The following is a 16,658-nucleotide window of genomic DNA, read 5'->3' as shown; positions in this document are numbered from 1 at the left end:
GGGTGTTCGTCTTCGTCAGGCGCGCGCCGGGGTTACCCGTACGCGATAGGTGCCGTCCGGGTTCTCCGTCAGGACGGTGACGGCTGCGCCGCTGTGACGGTCCGTGTAGGTGTCGCCGGGGAGGAAGGTGGCGTCGGTCAGTTCCGGGTCGACGTATTTGTTGTCCTGGTAGCAGCCGTCGCTGTGCGGGGTGGCGTCCACGATGCGCATCGGCCCGCGGCCGGAGGGGACGTCGGTGGCGACGCGGTAGAGGAGGATCCCGGGCCGGCAGACCGTGGGATCGAGCGGGCCGCGGGTGCGGGCCTCGGCGACTAGAGCGGTGTGGGGTGAGGTCGGGATGACGATGATCTTGGTGCCGCCGGGGGTGGAGACCGGGGTGAGGGTGTGTTCGCCGGGCGTCCCGCGGCGTGGGGCGCAGTGCACCTGATCGGCGGACAGCCAGCCGAGCTTCCACTTGTGCCAGCCGACGAAGTCGTTGCTCGGCCCCCAGTCCTCGTCCATCGGATCCCAGTGCCCGACCGGGGGCGGGGCGTCGCGGTCGTCGGTGAAGTAGAGGTCGGGCAGCCCGAAGCTGTGGGCGTTCTCGTGGTTGAGGACGCGGAAGGCGCTCACCCCGGACTGCCGGCTCCAGATGAAGGACGCGTTCCGGAACGGCACCCCGTCGGCGGTCTTGAGGCCCATGTCGCCGCCGCTGAAGGTGACCGACAGGACCGTACGGGTCGCGGGCGGGCCCGCGTTGGGGGTGGCGATGACGTTGATGACGTCGTAGTCACGGAAGTCGACGATCGGGTCGATGTTGCGGACGACCTCCCGGGAGAGGGCGTGATAGCCGTCGTCCGAGGCCGGGTCGAAGCTGGCGCCCCGTCCGATGCCGTACGCCGCGAGCGGGCGGGACATGCGGATCCACCGGAACAGCGGCATGGGGTGGTAGGTCAGTCTGCCGTAGGAGCTGGTGCGGAAGTAGTCCGTCGCGGCCGGGAAGAATTCGGCGAAGCGGGCGCGGGGGGACAGCGTGGCGGGGGCGTCCGGGAAGTCGATGAAAAGGGTGAGTGCCCTGACGATGCCGGACGAGCGGGCGTAGCCGGCGGGGGTGTCCGCGGATTCGGCGACGTCGTCGGTGATGCCGCGCAGGGCGCACGGGCCGCTCGGCGAGGCGCCGGGCGCGGTAGGTATGGCGACGGCGCTGGGCGGTGAGCCCAGGGCTATCGCCGCGGCCGCCGTGGCGGCGCCGGCGGCCAGGACCGCGGATACCTTGTGCTTCATATCGATCACCTTGTGTGGACGGGTGATCGCTCGCGCGCGGGGTTACGTCAACTGGAGTCATGGCGGGGCCGGATGGGTCGGGGCTGGGCCGGTCGGGGCTGATGCGCTGGGCGGGGCTGGGGTGCGCTGGGCTGGGCCGGCTGGCCGGGCCTGGCTGCTGCCGGTCCGGGCGTGCCGGGGGTGGGCGGGGTGAGTGTGCTTCAGGTCACACGGGGTCGCGAAATATCCGGGGAGGGGGTCCCCGTTTAAACAGACGTCCGGAGGAACCGGGGAGCGTTTCCCCGGTTGGCGTCGATCTTGATCGGTCCCGGTCGGTGGCCCGGCCGGCCTCGTGGGCCGCCGGTCACCCGACCGGGCGGGCCGGGCGGCGTACGTCCAGGAGTCCGGGCGTTCCGGAAGTGCCGAGAGTGGAGGGGAGTGAGCTGCCGTGACTGCCGTCGCCGCAGGTGCGAAGACCGGGATGGAGGGGCAGCAGCCCCGTCTGCGGGCCGATGCGCTGCGCAACCGGGAGCGGATCGTTGCGGCCGCCCGCGAGACGATGGTCGAGTTCGGGCCCGAGGTCCCGCTCGATGAAATCGCTCGACGCGCGGGTGTCGGCAATGCGACGCTCTATCGTCACTTCGCGGATCGCCTGGAGTTGATCCACCACGTCACGCTCGCCGTCATGTCCCGTACCGCGGACCGCGCGGAGAGTGCCCTCGCCGAGGAGTCCGATGCTTTCCAAGCGCTGAGGCGCTTTGTCCACGCTGCGGTGGAGGAGCGGATCGGGGCCTTGTGCCCGCTGCTCTCCGACGGCGTCGACCGAGACCACCCCGATCTGCTCGCGGCGCGCGAGCGCCTGGAAGCGGCCGTCGAGGCCGTCATGGGTGCCGCGCGCGACAGCGGCCAGCTGCGTACCGACCTCGCCGTCGGTGATCTGATGGTCGCGATCACCCAGCTCACCCGGCCGCTGCCGGGCAGCAACTGTGCGAACTTCGACCAGTTCGTACACCGTCATCTGCAGCTGTTCCTGGACGGTCTGCAGGCGCCCGCCCGCTCCGAACTTCCCGGGTCCGCCGCCACGTTGGACGACCTGAGGCGCCGCCCGTAGAGAACCGGCCGCACGCCGTAGCGGCTTGACGCGTCCCGCACACCCCATATCTCCCGCACGTCCCTTACTCCGTCCCGCACGTCCCGGACTTCGTTCCGCACGTCCCACACATCCCGTACTCCGTCCCGCACGTCCCGTTCTTCGCTCCTGTTCGCTCACTGCACCACTAGGTGGATCCCGCCATGCCTGAAACCGCCCCGTACGTCGATCCCCGGCGCTGGAAAGCGCTGATATTCATCGCCCTCGCCCAGCTGATGGTCGTTCTCGACGCGACCATCGTGAACATCGCGCTGCCCTCCGCACAGCAGGATCTCGGGATCACCGACGCCAACCGGCAGTGGGTGATCACCGCCTACGCGCTGGCCTTCGGCGGGCTGCTGCTCTTCGGCGGGCGCGTCGCCGACCTGTGGGGCCGGAAGCGGACGTTCATCATCGGGCTGGTCGGGTTCGCGGTGGCCTCCGCGCTCGGCGGGGCCGCGGCGGACCAGGGGATGCTGCTGGGCGCGCGTGCGCTGCAGGGCGTCTTCGGTGCGCTGCTGGCACCGGCCGCGCTGTCGCTGCTGGCCGTGACCTTCACCGAGGCCAAGGAGCGCGCCAAGGCGTTCGGCATCTTCGGCGCGATCGCCGGTGGTGGCGGCGCCGTGGGCCTGATCCTCGGCGGGGTGCTGACCGAGTACATGAACTGGCGCTGGACCTTCTTCGTCAACATCCCGTTCGCCGTGGCCGCCGCGACCGGCGCCTTCCTGGTCATCCGTGAGCCCGCCGGGAGCCGCAACCCCTCCCGGCTGGACGTCCCCGGTGTCATCCTGGCCACGCTCGGCCTGGTCTCGCTGGTCTACGGGTTCACCCGGGCCGAGTCCGACGGCTGGCTGGCCGGCTGGACCCTCGGCCTGTTCGCCGCGGCCGTCGTGCTGCTGCTGGCGTTCGTGCTGGTCGAGTCCAAGGTGAAGGCCCCGCTGCTGCCGCTGCGGGTGGTCGCGGAGCGGAACCGCGCCGGTATCTACGCGTCGCTGGGCCTGGCCGTGATCGGCATGTTCGGTCTCTTCCTCTTCCTGACCTACTACCTGCAGATCGTGAAGGGCTACACGCCGGTCACGACCGGTCTGGCCTTCCTGCCGATGATCGTCGGCATGATCACCGGCTCGACGCAGATCGGTGCCCGGCTGATGACCCGGGTCCGCCCGCGGCTGCTGATGGCGCCGGGCTTCACGGTCGCCGCGCTCGGCATGCTGGTGCTCACCCAGATCGACCTGGACACCTCCTACCCGGCGCTGATCCTGCCCGGCTTCCTGCTGATGGGGCTCGGCATGGGTACGGCGTTCATGCCGGCCATGTCACTGGCCACGCACGGGGTCCAGTCGCGGGACGCCGGTGTCGCCTCCGCGATGGTCAACACCTCGCAGCAGGTGGGCGGCGCGATCGGTACGGCCCTGCTGAACACCATCGCGGCCAGTGCCACCACCGCGTACGCCACCTCGCACGCGGCCGGTGCCCGCTCGCTCGACCTGCTCAAGCTCCAGGCGATGGTGCACGGCTACACGACCGCCATCTGGTGGGCGGTCGGCATCCTGGCCCTGGCGGGCGTGATCGCCTTCACCTTCATCAACACCGGGCGGCCGGGAGGCAGCAGGCCGGTGGCCTCGTCGGCGGACGGCGAGGGCGCGGGCGCGGATACGGGTGCGGGGCATGAGGGCGAGGTGCCCGTCCCGGTGATGGCGCACTGATCCCGGGGCGGTGGGGTGGCCGCGCGGCTCGCGGGCCGGCGGGCTCGCGGACCGGTCGGCTCGTGTGCCGGCGGGGCCGACGTCACCCACCGCCGCCTTTGCCGCGCGTTCTTACCGCATTCCTACCTGACTCATAGGTGCGCCGGGCCGCAATGGCCCGGCGCATTCATGCGCAGCCCCGGTCGCCCCACGGCCGCCGGCCTTCTCCGGCTCCGTCGGCCGCCGGTCAGCGGAGCCAGGGGAGGTCGGCGCCCTTCGGCTGCAGCCCTTCGGTCATGACCTGGCAGATCTCGGCGAGTTGGCCTATCTGCTCCGGGGAGAGCCGGTCGAAGATCGCGGCGCGTACGGCGGCGACATGACCGGGGGCGGCCTTCTCCAGGACCCGCATGCCCTCGTCCGTGAGGTGGGCGTTCTGGCCCCGCTTGTCGGACGGGCAGTCCTCGCGCCGCACCCAGCCGTTCCGCTCCAGCCGTGCGATCGCATGCGAGAGCCGGGAACGGGTGATCTTGGCGTTCTGGGCCAGCTCGGTCATCCGCATCCGGCGCCGCGGTGCACGGGAGAGCTGGACGAGGAGGCCGTAGTAGACATGCGGCATCCCGGCGTCCCGCTGCAGCTGGCGGTCGAGGTGGTCCTCCAGGAGCGTGGTGGCGTGGAGGTAGCACTGCCAGGCGAATTGCTCCTCGTCGCTGAGCCATCGCGGCTCAGTTGCGGGTTCGATGCTCATACCATCCACTCTCTCACCACTCGGAGAGTTATTTAATATTTAACAACGCCCGGTTGTCATGCCGGGTTACCCTGAAAGCCGACGCTTGAAGCTTCAAGCATCGTGGGGGGTGTGGTGGCCGAAGCGTCACGCGCACCGACTACTGACCAGTGTGACGCTGTGGGGTTGCGATGTCCGTAATGCCGACTCTTTATCTCAGTCACGGTGCGCCGCCGCTCGCCGACGACCCGTGGTGGCCGGGCCAGCTCGCCGCCTGGTCCGCGCAGCTGCCGCGTCCCCGGGCCGTGCTGATCGTCTCCGCGCACTGGGAGGAGGTGCCGCTCGCGCTCGGCGCCACCACGACCGTGCCGCTGGTCTACGACTTCTGGGGCTTCCCCGAGCACTACTACCAGGTGCGCTACCCGGCCCCCGGGGCACCGCAGTTGGCCGAGCGCATACGCAAGACACTGCGGACGGCGGGCATGCCCGTGGTGGACATCCCCGACCGGGGGCTCGACCACGGCGCGTATGTGCCGCTCGTGGAGATGTTCCCGGACGCCGACGTCCCCGTGCTCCAGATCTCCCTGCCCTCCCTCGATCCGCGTCGGCTCCATGCGATCGGGCGCAAGCTCGCACCGTTGCGCGAGGAGGGCGTGCTGATCATCGGCAGTGGCTTCTTCACGCACAATCTGGCCGCGCTGCGGCACGACGGCGGCGGTCCGCCGGCGTGGTCGGCGGAGTTCGACGACTGGGGGCGCCGGGCCCTGGACGCCCAGGACCTCGACGCGCTCTTCGACTTCGCGCACAAGGCGCCGGCCGGCCGGCTGGCCCATCCCCGCACCGAGCACTTCGCCCCGCTGTTCGTGACCCTGGGCGCCGCGGATGCCCATGCCCAACTGGACCGTGGGCGCAGTGTGATCGACGGGTTCTGGATGGGGCTGGCGAAGCGGTCGGTGCAGTTCGGGTGAGAGGGCGGGCGCTGAGGGGGCGGGGGCGCCGGCGCCCTGGGCGGGGGCGCGGGCGGTGCGGTTCGGGAGTCGCCCGCAGGCCGTCCGTCACTCGTCCTCGTCGATCAGCGTGAGGGCGTTCAAGGCTGCCGACAGGGCGCGGGTATCGCCGTCCTCGGAGATCGCGGCCACGTCCAGAGCGGTGTCGGCGAACTTGATCGCATGTTCGTTGCCATGGGCGACCGCCCGCTCGAAGACCTCTTCGGGCGCGACCGAGGCGGCGGCATCCGGGGCCGGGCGCGGGGTCTCGGCGGCGTAGATCGCGGTGATCGCCGAGGTTGCCGCCCAGGCCACCGCGAACGAGCTCGCCCAGAGGTCTCGGGGGAGCGCGGGGAGGGTGCGCAGCACCGCGTTCGGTGCGGTGGCGGCGTGCACCAGCATGATGCCGTTCCCGTGGCCGTAGTCCGCGTAGTTGAGGGTGGCGGCGCGCACGAGGCCGGTCAGGGCCGCGCGTACGGCCTCGGGGTCCGTGGGGACGTGCAGAGACTCGACGGTGCTCAACCACGCCGGAGTTCCGGGGAGCTGGGCGTAGCCGTCCACCGGCGTCACGCCCTGGTCGGCGATCCGCGGGAGGGCGGCCAGCGCTTCGGCCGGGGTGGCGCTGCCCGCGGGGTGTACGGCGGCGGGCAGGGGCAGATGGCGGGCGGCCCAGTAGCCCAGGGCATGGGCGAACTCCGCGAGCCGCGCCGCGTCCGCACCGTCGGTCAGCAGGGTGCGTACGGCATGGCCCACACGGATCACCGGGTGGGTGGCGGCGCCGGCGATGCCGGGCAGCAGGCGCGGCCACCATACGGCGAGGAGCTCGCGCCAGGGCCGCTCGGTGATCTGGTCGGTGAAGTAGGCGGTCCAGTCGGTGACCCGGCTCGGATCGCCCAGCGCCGCACGCCAGTTGGCGGGGGTGATACGGGTGCGAGCGCTCGGTACGTCCTCCAGTTTGGCCGTGTAGGCGTCGAGCCAGCGGTGGACGGTGCGGGCCCGGCCGTTGCGGACCATGGCTTCCACGGCCATCGGTCCGTGATTGCTCAGAAAGCCCCGGAACTCGGGGCCGGATGCGTGCAGGCGCAGCAGGGCTTCGTCAAGTGTGCCGGTGATCGTCTCCATGGCTGGAGGCTAGGAGCACCGGGACGGCGCGCGGAACCGACTCCCGGCCCAGCCGGCCGCCGCCTTCCGGCCTACATCGCCGGCCCTGCCCGGGAGGCCGTCTTCCGGTCTACGCCGTTGGTCGTAAGGCCATAGGGGGCGGCAAGGCCGGTGGGGCCGCGGCTGATGGGCCACCTTCGGGGACCCGAGAAGGCCGGCCGTCCGTATTCCTGATTCCTGCCGTTCTTAACCGGACAGAAGGTGTCAGGTATGGGCGGGAGAGTGCCGTCATGACGAGTGAGTACACATGTGGCGGCGCGGTCGGTGACGGTGGCGGGGCGGTCGGCTGGTCGGTGGTCGAGGCGGCGGTGCCGGAGTTCGCCGGGCGGGTGCGGGAGCGGTTCGGGGCGTACCGGCACCACGTTCTGGCGACCCTGCGCAAGGACGGCGGGCCGCGGCTCACCGGCCTGGAGGCGGATTTCCGCTACGGGGAGCTGTGGCTGGGCATGATGGTGGGCTCGCGCAAGGTGCTTGACCTGCGGCGCGACCCCCGCTTCTCGCTGCATGCCAATCCGGGGCCGGGCACCGACCTGTCCGGAGGTGACGTACGGGTTTCCGGGCGGGCGGTGGAGGTGACGGACCCCGAGGCGGTCGCGCGCTATGCGGCGGTGGTGAAGCCGCCGGAGCCGTTTCATCTCTTCCGGGCGGAGCTGACGGAGGTGCTGCACACGTCCGTCGAGGATCCGTATGTGGTGCTGGAGAGCTGGGTGCCGGGGCGGCCGCTGCGCACCATCCGGCGGAGGTCGGACGATGCGACGCCACGGATGGCGTGACGGGTGGCGTGGTGAGGGTCGCTCGGGGTGCTCCGGCTCCGGGGCACCCCGGCGCCTGCCCGGTCGGCTCAGTGGGCGGCCACCTCAGTGCGTCGCCACGGGGAGGCCGCGCTCCCTGTCGCCCTGGTGGGGTCGGTGGGCCTGGTGGAGCCGGTGTCTGCCGTGCGGCTCGCGTACGCGGTGGGTGCGGAAGACGTAGAGGGCGGCGACGAACATCACGGCGCCCAAGGTGAGGCCGAAGGCGGACGACTTGAGGACCGATTCCCCGCCGAGGCTGTAGACCCAGCCCATCGAGCAGCCGAAGAGCGCGCCGTACGCGAGGGCCCGGGTCTCGGTGATCATTGACGACTGGAAGTGGGCCACCACCAGCCCGAGCGCCCCGGAGACCACGAACGCGGCGAGCCCGTACAGCATGGCCGGGCCGCCCTTGGTGCCGTCGGTGTGGGTGCGGAAGACGGTGAAGAGGCCGAAGGCGAGGGCCGTGACGATCGGCAGCGAGACGGTCGCCGGGACGTGCCCGGCCCGCTCCGCCATGCCTGCCCTGCCGGCCGGTCGCGGCGCCCGTTGCGGGGCGCGGGACCGGGTGTCCGCCGTCGCGCCGTGTTCCACGTCGACGGTGCCGTGTGAGCGGGCGGCCCTTGCGCCGTGCCGGTGAGCGTGCTGGTCCATGACGGGCTCCTCTCGGTGCGTCCCGCTGCCTCGCTGTCCCGCTGACCCTCCTCACCAGGCGACACCCGGGGGCGGTCCGCGTCAACCGGAACGCCGGGTCGCGGAGCCGGGGCGAGGCAGGCCCGGCCCCGGCTCGGTCCGCGCTCGGCCCAGGTCTTTCTGGTACCAGGCCACGTCCCAGTAGCGGCCGAATTTGCGGCCCACCTCCGTGTACGTGCCGATGTGCCGGAAGCCGAAACGGGTGTGGAGGCGCGTGGACGCCTCGTTCGGCTGGGTGATCCCGGCGTAGGCGCGGTGGACGTCCTCGTCGGCCAGCGCCTCGAACAGGGAGGTGTAGAGCAGCGTGCCGATGCCGCGGCCGGCGGCGTGCGGGGCGCAGTAGACGGTGACCTCGACGGAAGGGGCGTAGGCCGCCTTCGGGCGGAATGCGCTGCTGGTCGCATAGCCGAGCAGCGCGCCTCCGGGGCCTTCGATGCCTTCGGGGCGGCCGGTGAGGGGGGCCGCAGACCCGGCCCGCGCCACGGGTGCCGCAGCCCCGGCTCGCGCCTCGCTCACTGGTCCGTTATGCGGGTTTTTCGTGTGATCTATCGTTTCCTGGGCAACCAGAAGGCGATGGGGGCCGTCTTGGGGGTGGGAGAGCAGCCACGGGCGGCGCTGGTCGGGGGCGAAGGGCTCCAGGTCGAAGGTGATACACGTCTCACGGATGTAGTGGTTGTAAAGATCCGTAAGGGCCGGAAGGTCAGCTTCCGCGCCCGCCCTGACCTGCACTTCTCCCTGCTCACGCAGCATGTGACCTCCGTAGTTGGGCGCGCAGGGTACTGCATGATCAGAAAAATAGCGGGGCGGCGTGGGAATTCTGTCCGGATTCCAGCCGTTGTTTCCTTCGGACGGGTCGCTACGTGAGCATCGGTTTCGATGCCCCTTCCGGCCCGCCCACCGTCCCGCGACCTTCCCCAAGCTCTCGGCTTCGCTCGAGCAGGGGAGACCCCAACATCGCAAAGGGAGCACACGCATGGCAACCCGTGCCGTCGCCCGTCGTCAGGAAAGCAGCAGCGCTTCTGACGGGGCCCACAGCGTTCGCGCCGTAGGCGGGGAGATCGCCGACCGCGACCTGGTCGGCATGTACCTCGACGAAATAGCGCGTACGCCACTGCTCGACGCCGCCAAGGAGGTGGAGCTGTCCCAGACCATCGAGGCGGGCGTTTACGCCCAGCAGATCCTGGACGGCGAGGTCACCGACGGCAATGCCGCGGCCGCCAGCCGCGAGGAGCTCGAGGCGCTGGTGGAGGAGAGCGCGAAGGCCAAGGACGTCTTCATCCGGTCCAACCTCCGCCTGGTGGTCGCGGTCGCCCGTCGCTACCCCCGTGCCGGGCTGCCCCTGCTGGACCTGATCCAGGAGGGCAACGCCGGTCTGGTGCGTGCCGTGGAGAAGTTCGACTACGCCAAGGGCTTCAAGTTCTCGACGTATGCGACGTGGTGGATCCGCCAGGCCATCACCCGCTCCATCGCCGACCAGTCGCGCACGATCCGGCTGCCCGTGCACCTCGTCGAGGAGCTGGGCCGGATCCGCCGGGTGCAGCGCGAGTTCAACCGCGAGAACGGCCGTGATCCGGAGCCGGCGGAGGTCGCCGGTGAGCTGGGCTCCACGCCCGCCCGCGTCACCGACGTACTCGACTGGGCGCGCGACCCGGTCAGCCTCAACATGTCGGTGGACGACGACGGCGACACCCAGTTCGGCGACCTGCTGGAGGACACCTCCGCGGCCTCGCCCGAGCAGTCCGTGCTCACGCTGCTGCGCAGCGAGGAGCTGGAGGATCTGATCGACCGCCTCGACCACCGCACCGCCTCGATCATCAAGGCGCGCTACGGCATAGAGGACGGCCGTGAGCGCACGCTGACCGAGGTCGGCAAGCAGCACGGTCTGACCCGCGAGCGGATCCGGCAGATCGAGAAGCATGCCCTGCTGGAGCTGAAGCGGATGGCGCGTGACACGGGATTCGACGCCGCCGCATAACGGGTGCGCGCCGTCACGCGCATCGACATCCCTGGTGAGGCCTGTGCCTGTAGAGGACGAGCCCCGGTGCCCTTCGTGGCGTCGGGGCTCTGCTGTGTCCGGGGGGCGTAGGACCGCGGGGAGGTGGCTCGGCCCTCCCTGATGTCTGTTTGAGTCTGCATGAAGTCCATTTGTGTTTACTTCCCGGATCCATCGCCGTAGCATCGCGTCGAAACCACAGGTTCGGGCATGGAACGGACAGACACGCTGATGTATGCACCGGAGCGCCAGCAGGAGATTCTGCGGCTCGCCCGTGAGAGCGGCCGGGTCGATGTGCTCTCCCTCGCGGAGGAGTTCCAGGTCACCGCCGAGACCGTGCGGCGTGATCTGAAGGCCCTGGACCGAGCAGGTCTGGTGCGCCGGGTGCACGGCGGGGCCATCCCGGCCGGCCGGCTGGATTTCGAGCCCGACCTCGCCGAGCGGGACGCCGTCGCCGCCGACGAGAAGCAGCGCATCGCGCGGGCCGCGCTCGCCGAGCTCCCCGGTGGCGAAGGCCGCCCGGCCGGCTCCGGGAGCGTCATTCTGGACGCCGGTACGACCGCCGCCCGGCTCGCCGCCGAGATCCCGCTGGAGGCCGAGCTGACCGTCGTCACCCACGGCCTGCCGGTCGCCGCGCGGCTGGCCGACCACCCCGGGCTCACCCTCCACCTCGTGGGCGGGCGGATCCGGCACCGTACGCGGGCCGCGGTCGACGACTGGGCGCTGCGCGCCTACCGCGATATCAACGCCGATGTGCTGTTCCTCGCGACCAACGGCTTCTCGCTCGACGGCGGCCTGACCACCCCCGACCTCGCGGAGGCCGCCGTCAAGCGGGCACTGATCGCCGCCGCCCGCCGCGTCGTTCTCCTCGCCGACTCCGCCAAATTCGGGCAGCAGCACTTCGCCCGCTTCGGTGAGCTGTCGGACGTGGACCTGCTCATCACCGACACCGGCCTGAGCCCCGACGACGCCCTCGCCATCGAACGCGCGGGCACGGAAGTAGTACGCGCATGATCGTCACCGTCACCCCCAACCCCAGCCTGGACCGTACGTACGAGATCCCGGCGCTGGACCGCGGGGCCGTGCTCCGGGCCACCGCCGACCGGATCGACCCCGGCGGCAAGGGCGTCAACGTCTCGCGGGCGGTCGCCGCCGCCGGGCACCGCACCCTGGCCGTACTGCCCCTGGGCGGTCCGGCCGGTGCGGCGCTGGCCGCTCTGCTGGGCGCCGAGGGCATCGAGGTGGCGCAGGTGGAGGTGGCCGGCCAGACCCGCTCCAACATCTCGGTCGCCGAACCCGACGGCACCCTGACGAAGATCAACGCGACCGGGCCCGAGCTGACAGCGGACGAGGCGGAGGCCCTGCTCAGCGCGGTCGGCGAGCGTTCGGTGGGGGCCGACTGGATCGCCTGCTGCGGCAGTCTGCCGCGCGGTCTGGCGCCCGAGTGGTACGCGGAGCTGGTGGCCCGCGCCCACCGCGCGGGCGCCCGGATAGCCCTGGACACCTCGGGCCCGTCGCTGACCGCGGCGCTGCGCGAACGGCCGGACATCATCAAGCCGAACGCCGAGGAGCTGTCGCAGGCCGTCGGCCGGCCGCTGGCGACCCTCGGCGATGCGGTCAATGCCGCCGAGGAGCTGCGCGCAGGGGGAGCCCGCGCCGTACTGGCCTCCCTGGGGGCGGACGGCCAGCTCCTGATCGACGACGAGGGCGCCTACTTCGGCAGCGCCCCGGTCGCCGCCGTCCGCAGCAATGTCGGCGCGGGCGACGCCGCACTGGCGGGTTTCCTCACCGCGGGCGGTACGGGACCGATGGCGCTGGCCGCCGCACTGGCCCATGGCGCGGCCGCCGTCCAGCTGCCCGGCAGCCTGATGCCGACGCCGGCCGATCTGGAGACCTCGGCGGTCACGACCACCGATGCGGTGCCGCTCCACCGGGTGCTGACGGAGCCGGTGCCGTGACGGGCGCGTCTGCTGTCGCCTCGGCCTCCCGGTCCCCCTCGGCCTCCCGGTCCCCCACCGTCTCCCGGCTCCCTGCGGCCTCCTGGCTTCCTGTCACCTCCCGGCCCCGTGCGGCCCCCTGGTCCTTCGCGGCCCCCCGTTCCCGCCCTCGGCCCATGCCGGGAGGCGTCTCAGCCGCCCCCTCCGATCCGTCCCCACCGCCCGTACGGCGGTGCCGCGTGCAAGGGAGCCCGCGATGAGTGAGCTGATCACCGCGGAACTGGTCGACCTCGACCTGTCCGCAGAAACGAAGGACGCCGCCGCACGGTCCCTGGCCGAGCGGATGGCCGCCCACGGCCGCGTCACCGACCTGGAGGGCTTCCTCGCGGACGTGGCCGCACGGGAGGCCCAGATGCCGACCGGTCTGGGGCAGCGATCACAGCGCTATGCCGACCCCGTGTCTGCATGAGCACGACGGGTCTAGTCCTAGCCTGGTGACACCCTGTCAGGTTCGGAGAGTGGTCACTGTGGCTCAGTACCTAGTCGGCTCGCGCGCGAGCAACCTCGCCAAGGCTCAAGTCCGTGAATACCTGCGCCCGCTTCGCGAGCAGTTCCCGGACGCCACTTTCACGCATCGCGTGATTCTGGAGGGGGGCGACAAGGACCGTAAGTCGCTGCTCTCGAATGTCTCGGCGGTCAGCGGCGGATCCGCCTTCAGCACCGAGCAGGAAGCGGCCTTGTCCCGTGGGGACGTAGATGTGATCGTGCACTCGCTGAAAGACCTCCCTACGACGAACCCGCGGGGGCTCATGCTCCTGCCTCCGCCAGGACGCGCGGACGTACGCGATGCGCTGTGCGGTTCGACCCTCGCCGGATTGAAGAAGGGCGCGAAAGTCGGAACCGGTGCCCCGCGGCGCATCGCGCAGCTTCTCGCCGTACGCCCCGATCTTGAGGTCGTGCCGATTCGGGGGAACGTTCCGCCCCGCCTTAACAAGATTAAAACGGAAGGGCTCGACGCGGTAGTTCTCGCCGCTGCGGGGATCCGCCGGCTCGGCCTAGACGACGCAATCGGCGAGTTGCTGCCGCTCGACCTGTTTCCGCCCAGCCCCGGCCAAGGAGCACTGGGGATTCAGGTGCGTACGGACGAATCCTCTGCCCCATTGCGCGAGATCCTGTCCACAGTCGGTGACACGGCCGTTGACGCGGAGATCAGAGCGGAACGCACGCTACTCGCAGAGTTGCACGGCGGTTGCAGTGTGCCTGTGGGCGCTTACGGCGAGATGCTGCCGCACGGGGAACTCAGGCTGTTCGGGCAGGTCAGTTCGCTGGACGGTACCGAGCAGATTTCTGAGACGCTGATTGGTCCGTCTGTCGAGCCGGAAAAGCTCGGTGCGGCCCTGGCCGCGATGCTCATTGACCAGGGCGCGCATTCGATCCTGGACGCCGTACGGGCCGCTCTCGCGGCTAGGTGAGCTGACGAGCGATATCGAGTGCCGCGTACGTGATACTGCCGCTCGCCCCCGCCCGCTTGAGCATCGTGAACAGTTCGACCAGTAGCCGCACGTCTCGCCTCCCCGTCTCAGGCTCCACACGCGTCATGGACGTGTACTCACCGGAGACCGAGAACGGGAACAGGGGCGCGTGGGTCTGGCTCCGGAGCGTGGCGAGCACATCCGCAGTGAACTGTGCGGGCTCCAACAGGAGCATGTCGGCCCCGGCCTCCTCCATGCGTAAGGCCGTGTCAACGAACTGGTCGGCCCGCCCGGGGTTGATCTGAAACTCACGGTTGACCCCTGCTTTCGGGGTGGCATTCATCGTGAGTCGGAATCCGTCGTACAGACTCGACCAGAAGATGACGTGCGGCATGACCGACACCCCGTCGTGCCCCGACTGGTCGAGTGCTTTACGTGCGCACCCGACCGTGCCGAGCACCATGGACGCGGGACCAACGATGTCCGCCCCCGCGTCCGCGTGGGCTACTGCCTGCTCCGCCGTGATCTCGATGGTTGCGGGCACGTCGGGCCGCCCGTTCCGGCCGGTGACGTAGCAGGCCCCATCGCTGGTGTAAGAGCAGAGACATGTTTCCGTCATGACCGCCAGGGCTGGTGCGGTGTCTTTGCACGCGTGCACGGCTCGTGCCATGAGGGAACTGGGGGCGAGCGAGATTTCCCCGGTGGTGTCTCGCCCGGAGGATTCGGCGAACAACTTCACAGACCGGATACCAAGGCGCGCTGCCTCGCGGATCACTGCGGGAATCCCGGCGAGGGTGACCGTGGGCATGGGGCGGTCGGCGGGCTCCTCAGTGACGAGCAGGACCATGGACAGGTCGGCGGGGGTGAGTGTCTGCGGTTCCAACAGGTTCCGAACCGCCTGCCGGCTTCGGAGCGGACTTGTTGCCCTGGCAGCCGTTCGCGAGCGGTGATGTGCGATGACGGTCATGTGTCTTCCCTTGGTTCGATGGCTGGAGAGGTGAACGGCCCCGAGCGGTGAACGCTGCTGCTCTCCACTCGGGGCCGCTGGTGCTGTCCCTCACCGTCCTAGCGGCACCTCGTCGGGCGTGCGGGGCGGAGGCGTGCAGCTCTTTCCCTGTGCACGTCTGCCGCAGGGATGGGCACGCGCCGTGGTCCCCGCAGGGGGACAGCGGTTGCACCGGTGCGTTCCGGACCGCACCGGATGACCCTGCCGTTGGGCAGGGAGCTAAACGGGCTGTTACACCGCGATCAGCGCACCCACGACATCGGTCGGCTCGGCAGTGACTCCGTCACCCTGGTCGCCCTGGTCGGCGGTGTCGGCGTCCTGCGCGGGCGTCTCGGTCTCGGTACCGATCGTCTCGGGCTGGTCGGTCTCGTGCTCGGTCGTGTCAGGCTCGGTGGTCACGGTCATGCCGTGGCCCCCCTTCTCTCGATTGATCCCGGCCTGAATGGGCTCGGGGTTGCCCGTCCGTCCGTCACAGCGGAACGGGCACCCGCCATCGGTGGGCTACCGGCCGTGAGGGCTACCGGCTCCCTCGGGAAGTCCCCTGCGATGGCGGAAGCTATGAGGCCGCTCGTTAGACGAGTAGGCGGGCTTTGTCGTCCAGTTCGAGCGACCAAGGGGTGCTCACCTCGCCGAACGCGATATGAGCCACCCCGACTTGCGCCACGTCTTCCTGTGGCGCGCGTGCTCACGACGGGTGCTGGCGGGCTGTCCGCAGTCGGAGGACAACGAGGGAGCTGGAATGTCTACGGGCCAGACCGTCAGCGAATAGCGCCCGGTGTGATCGGCCGTTGTGAACGTGAGGGGGCTACCGTCGCGGATCTGTTGTTGGGCGGTCCGCTGCGACTCGGCGTCAGCGCACCACCGACGTAACTCGACTGAGGCATCCGCGAGTTGGGAAGAAATGCAGACGAGCACACGCCCCTTGATCCATGAGGATCCGGGGGAAGGATCAAGCCCGTCTGCGATGCGGCGAGCCTGCCCGCGGAGCCATCGGAGCGCCAGTTTCGGAGAGATCGTTTGACACGTGCCGAGCGTGATCGGAACCCACATACCGTTCGCTGGTCCCTCGGCAATGACCTCGCACCAGTAGGCCCGTGTCGAACCTCTTGCGTTGTTCACCGCTCATCCCTCTCGGCTCGGAGCCGGGCCAACGCTTCTGCGTATTGGGGGTCTGCCTCGAACCGATCCAGCGCGGCGAGCATGGCTCGCTCCTTGTTGATGGCGCTGAGAACCTGGCGGAGTCGCCAGACCGCAGAGCGGATGCCGCAGAATCTCAGAAGACACCACTCGTGGAACCGCTCGCCTGCGCCCGGCGGGGGCACATCCTCTACGCCACTCAAGATCGCTGCGCGAAAGTTCGTACCGTTTTCGGTGTCGTACAGAGCCAATGAAGCGGCCCGTAGCGCTGCGGTGCGCTGGTACGCCTTTCGGGTGCGGTAACCCCTGACGATGATCATGTACGGAAGGTTCGGCATCGGGCGTTATGCTCCGCTGCCAGCGCGCGAACATGCTCGCTGGTGCCTGCCGACTCAACGGCTTCCGGATTCGCTTCCCACTCGACACCACCACCGGGTGGTCGAAGCATCCAACGGCCACCGAGGAAGCCGCGGAACTCGCCTACCTTGCCGGTGGCTGTGTCATGGACGATCTGGCCAATATCAGGCAGTGTCTTTACGGTCGGTGTCTGCTGCCGCTCATCATTGACCTTTTGCGGGTCCGTTTCACGCAGAGTCATCCGCCACCCCTTCCGGGTCTGAGTTGCTAGACAAGCCAACTGCCGGCAACCCGGGCGGGGTAGCTTCAACAGGGTGGCAATCCCTGGCACTTGAACTGTCGTCGGAA

The 16,658-nt window shown here is 70.1% G+C and carries 17 protein-coding genes and 1 pseudogene; 9 read left to right on the top strand and 9 right to left on the bottom strand.

The features are described from left to right. Positions 1 to 15: 15 nt before the first annotated feature. Entirely contained in the window at positions 16 to 1,263 is a 1,248-nt protein-coding gene (locus tag CFW40_RS14335; RefSeq protein ID WP_088798292.1) for a M6 family metalloprotease domain-containing protein, read from the bottom strand. A gap of 460 nt (positions 1,264 to 1,723) precedes the next feature. Between CFW40_RS14335 and CFW40_RS14330 the strand changes: the two genes are divergently transcribed. Together CFW40_RS14330 and CFW40_RS14325 are read left to right on the top strand one after the other, a co-directional pair. Beyond that, complete coding sequence (locus CFW40_RS14330) at positions 1,724 to 2,353, top strand: TetR/AcrR family transcriptional regulator (RefSeq protein WP_088802118.1); 630 nt, start codon at positions 1,724 to 1,726, stop codon at positions 2,351 to 2,353. Between the two features lie 182 nt (positions 2,354 to 2,535). Beyond that, positions 2,536 to 4,077: an MFS transporter gene (locus CFW40_RS14325; RefSeq protein WP_088798291.1), complete on the top strand. Its 1,542-nt coding sequence runs from the start codon at positions 2,536 to 2,538 to the stop codon at positions 4,075 to 4,077. Positions 4,078 to 4,303: 226 nt separating this feature from the next. Here the strand turns inward: CFW40_RS14325 and CFW40_RS14320 are convergent, their stop codons facing one another. Beyond that, positions 4,304 to 4,801 (bottom strand): MarR family winged helix-turn-helix transcriptional regulator, encoded by a 498-nt coding sequence (locus tag CFW40_RS14320; protein WP_088798290.1) that lies wholly within the window; start codon positions 4,799 to 4,801, stop codon positions 4,304 to 4,306. A 179-nt stretch (positions 4,802 to 4,980) separates the two neighbouring features. On the opposite strand from CFW40_RS14320, the gene CFW40_RS14315 reads away from it, so the two are divergent. Beyond that, on the top strand, positions 4,981 to 5,748 hold the full coding sequence (locus tag CFW40_RS14315; RefSeq protein WP_088798289.1) for a class III extradiol ring-cleavage dioxygenase: 768 nt from the start codon (positions 4,981 to 4,983) through the stop codon (positions 5,746 to 5,748). Between the two features lie 87 nt (positions 5,749 to 5,835). On the opposite strand, the gene CFW40_RS14310 is transcribed toward CFW40_RS14315, so the two are convergent. Beyond that, positions 5,836 to 6,888, bottom strand: coding sequence for a questin oxidase family protein (locus CFW40_RS14310; RefSeq protein ID WP_088798288.1), 1,053 nt, complete (start codon positions 6,886 to 6,888; stop codon positions 5,836 to 5,838). Positions 6,889 to 7,157: 269 nt separating this feature from the next. Between CFW40_RS14310 and CFW40_RS14305 the strand changes: the two genes are divergently transcribed. Further along, on the top strand, positions 7,158 to 7,700 hold the full coding sequence (locus CFW40_RS14305) for a pyridoxamine 5'-phosphate oxidase family protein (protein ID WP_107440495.1): 543 nt from the start codon (positions 7,158 to 7,160) through the stop codon (positions 7,698 to 7,700). Positions 7,701 to 7,784: 84 nt separating this feature from the next. On the opposite strand, the gene CFW40_RS14300 is transcribed toward CFW40_RS14305, so the two are convergent. Beyond that, a complete protein-coding gene (locus tag CFW40_RS14300) occupies positions 7,785 to 8,369 on the bottom strand; it encodes a hypothetical protein (RefSeq protein WP_088798287.1) in 585 nt (194 codons plus the stop codon). An 81-nt stretch (positions 8,370 to 8,450) separates the two neighbouring features. Next, positions 8,451 to 9,158: a GNAT family N-acetyltransferase gene (locus tag CFW40_RS14295; RefSeq protein WP_088798286.1), complete on the bottom strand. Its 708-nt coding sequence runs from the start codon at positions 9,156 to 9,158 to the stop codon at positions 8,451 to 8,453. A 223-nt stretch (positions 9,159 to 9,381) separates the two neighbouring features. Between CFW40_RS14295 and CFW40_RS14290 the strand changes: the two genes are divergently transcribed. The 5 genes and pseudogenes from CFW40_RS14290 to hemC all read left to right on the top strand — a co-directional run bounded on the left by CFW40_RS14290 (position 9,382) and on the right by hemC (position 13,810). Beyond that, complete coding sequence (locus CFW40_RS14290) at positions 9,382 to 10,383, top strand: RNA polymerase sigma factor RpoD/SigA (RefSeq protein ID WP_088798285.1); 1,002 nt, start codon at positions 9,382 to 9,384, stop codon at positions 10,381 to 10,383. 249 nt (positions 10,384 to 10,632) lie between these two features. Beyond that, a complete protein-coding gene (locus CFW40_RS14285) occupies positions 10,633 to 11,415 on the top strand; it encodes a DeoR/GlpR family DNA-binding transcription regulator (protein ID WP_088802116.1) in 783 nt (260 codons plus the stop codon). After that, positions 11,412 to 12,359, top strand: a complete 948-nt coding sequence (gene pfkB / locus CFW40_RS14280) for a 1-phosphofructokinase (RefSeq protein WP_088798284.1) — start codon at positions 11,412 to 11,414, stop codon at positions 12,357 to 12,359. Before CFW40_RS14285 ends, pfkB begins: the two co-directional genes overlap by 4 nt. A 235-nt stretch (positions 12,360 to 12,594) precedes the next feature. Further along, positions 12,595 to 12,765, top strand: a pseudogene (locus CFW40_RS14275) (PTS sugar transporter subunit IIA); the annotation flags it as partial. 100 nt (positions 12,766 to 12,865) lie between these two features. After that, positions 12,866 to 13,810, top strand: a complete 945-nt coding sequence (gene hemC / locus CFW40_RS14270) for a hydroxymethylbilane synthase (protein WP_088802115.1) — start codon at positions 12,866 to 12,868, stop codon at positions 13,808 to 13,810. On the opposite strand, the gene CFW40_RS14265 is transcribed toward hemC, so the two are convergent. The 4 genes from CFW40_RS14265 to CFW40_RS14250 form a co-directional block, all read right to left on the bottom strand. Continuing rightward, positions 13,803 to 14,777 (bottom strand): hypothetical protein, encoded by a 975-nt coding sequence (locus CFW40_RS14265; protein ID WP_088798283.1) that lies wholly within the window; start codon positions 14,775 to 14,777, stop codon positions 13,803 to 13,805. The two genes, hemC and CFW40_RS14265, sit on opposite strands and share 8 nt — an antisense overlap. Positions 14,778 to 15,047: 270 nt before the next feature. Next, entirely contained in the window at positions 15,048 to 15,221 is a 174-nt protein-coding gene (locus CFW40_RS37080; RefSeq protein ID WP_176956499.1) for a hypothetical protein, read from the bottom strand. A gap of 710 nt (positions 15,222 to 15,931) precedes the next feature. Next, positions 15,932 to 16,273 carry a hypothetical protein gene (locus CFW40_RS14255; protein WP_088798281.1) on the bottom strand — a complete coding sequence of 114 codons (342 nt, stop codon included), beginning with the start codon at positions 16,271 to 16,273 and terminating at the stop codon, positions 15,932 to 15,934. Next, positions 16,270 to 16,551, bottom strand: coding sequence for a hypothetical protein (locus CFW40_RS14250; protein ID WP_256331467.1), 282 nt, complete (start codon positions 16,549 to 16,551; stop codon positions 16,270 to 16,272). Before CFW40_RS14250 ends, CFW40_RS14255 begins: the two co-directional genes overlap by 4 nt. Positions 16,552 to 16,658 lie beyond the last annotated feature (107 nt).

It is taken from the genome of Streptomyces sp. 2114.4 (assembly GCF_900187385.1).
Classification (GTDB): domain Bacteria; phylum Actinomycetota; class Actinomycetes; order Streptomycetales; family Streptomycetaceae; genus Streptomyces; species Streptomyces mooreae.
Note: the sequence above shows the minus strand (reverse complement) of the source record. Positions and strands in the feature narration are given on the sequence as shown.

Excerpts from the sequence above, each read along its gene's own strand:
- CFW40_RS14335 (WP_088798292.1), bottom strand. The coding sequence starts at position 1,263 with ATGAAGCACAAGGTATCCGCGGTCCTGGCCGCCGGCGCCGCCACGGCG.
- CFW40_RS14330 (WP_088802118.1), top strand. The coding sequence starts at position 1,724 with ATGGAGGGGCAGCAGCCCCGTCTGCGGGCCGATGCGCTGCGCAACCGG.
- CFW40_RS14325 (WP_088798291.1), top strand. The coding sequence starts at position 2,536 with ATGCCTGAAACCGCCCCGTACGTCGATCCCCGGCGCTGGAAAGCGCTG.
- CFW40_RS14320 (WP_088798290.1), bottom strand. The coding sequence starts at position 4,801 with ATGAGCATCGAACCCGCAACTGAGCCGCGATGGCTCAGCGACGAGGAG.
- CFW40_RS14315 (WP_088798289.1), top strand. The coding sequence starts at position 4,981 with ATGCCGACTCTTTATCTCAGTCACGGTGCGCCGCCGCTCGCCGACGAC.
- CFW40_RS14310 (WP_088798288.1), bottom strand. The coding sequence starts at position 6,888 with ATGGAGACGATCACCGGCACACTTGACGAAGCCCTGCTGCGCCTGCAC.
- CFW40_RS14305 (WP_107440495.1), top strand. The coding sequence starts at position 7,158 with ATGACGAGTGAGTACACATGTGGCGGCGCGGTCGGTGACGGTGGCGGG.
- CFW40_RS14300 (WP_088798287.1), bottom strand. The coding sequence starts at position 8,369 with ATGGACCAGCACGCTCACCGGCACGGCGCAAGGGCCGCCCGCTCACAC.
- CFW40_RS14295 (WP_088798286.1), bottom strand. The coding sequence starts at position 9,158 with ATGCTGCGTGAGCAGGGAGAAGTGCAGGTCAGGGCGGGCGCGGAAGCT.
- CFW40_RS14290 (WP_088798285.1), top strand. The coding sequence starts at position 9,382 with ATGGCAACCCGTGCCGTCGCCCGTCGTCAGGAAAGCAGCAGCGCTTCT.
- CFW40_RS14285 (WP_088802116.1), top strand. The coding sequence starts at position 10,633 with ATGTATGCACCGGAGCGCCAGCAGGAGATTCTGCGGCTCGCCCGTGAG.
- pfkB (WP_088798284.1), top strand. The coding sequence starts at position 11,412 with ATGATCGTCACCGTCACCCCCAACCCCAGCCTGGACCGTACGTACGAG.
- CFW40_RS14265 (WP_088798283.1), bottom strand. The coding sequence starts at position 14,777 with ATGACCGTCATCGCACATCACCGCTCGCGAACGGCTGCCAGGGCAACA.
- CFW40_RS37080 (WP_176956499.1), bottom strand. The coding sequence starts at position 15,221 with ATGACCGTGACCACCGAGCCTGACACGACCGAGCACGAGACCGACCAG.
- CFW40_RS14255 (WP_088798281.1), bottom strand. The coding sequence starts at position 16,273 with ATGATCATCGTCAGGGGTTACCGCACCCGAAAGGCGTACCAGCGCACC.
- CFW40_RS14250 (WP_256331467.1), bottom strand. The coding sequence starts at position 16,551 with ATGACTCTGCGTGAAACGGACCCGCAAAAGGTCAATGATGAGCGGCAG.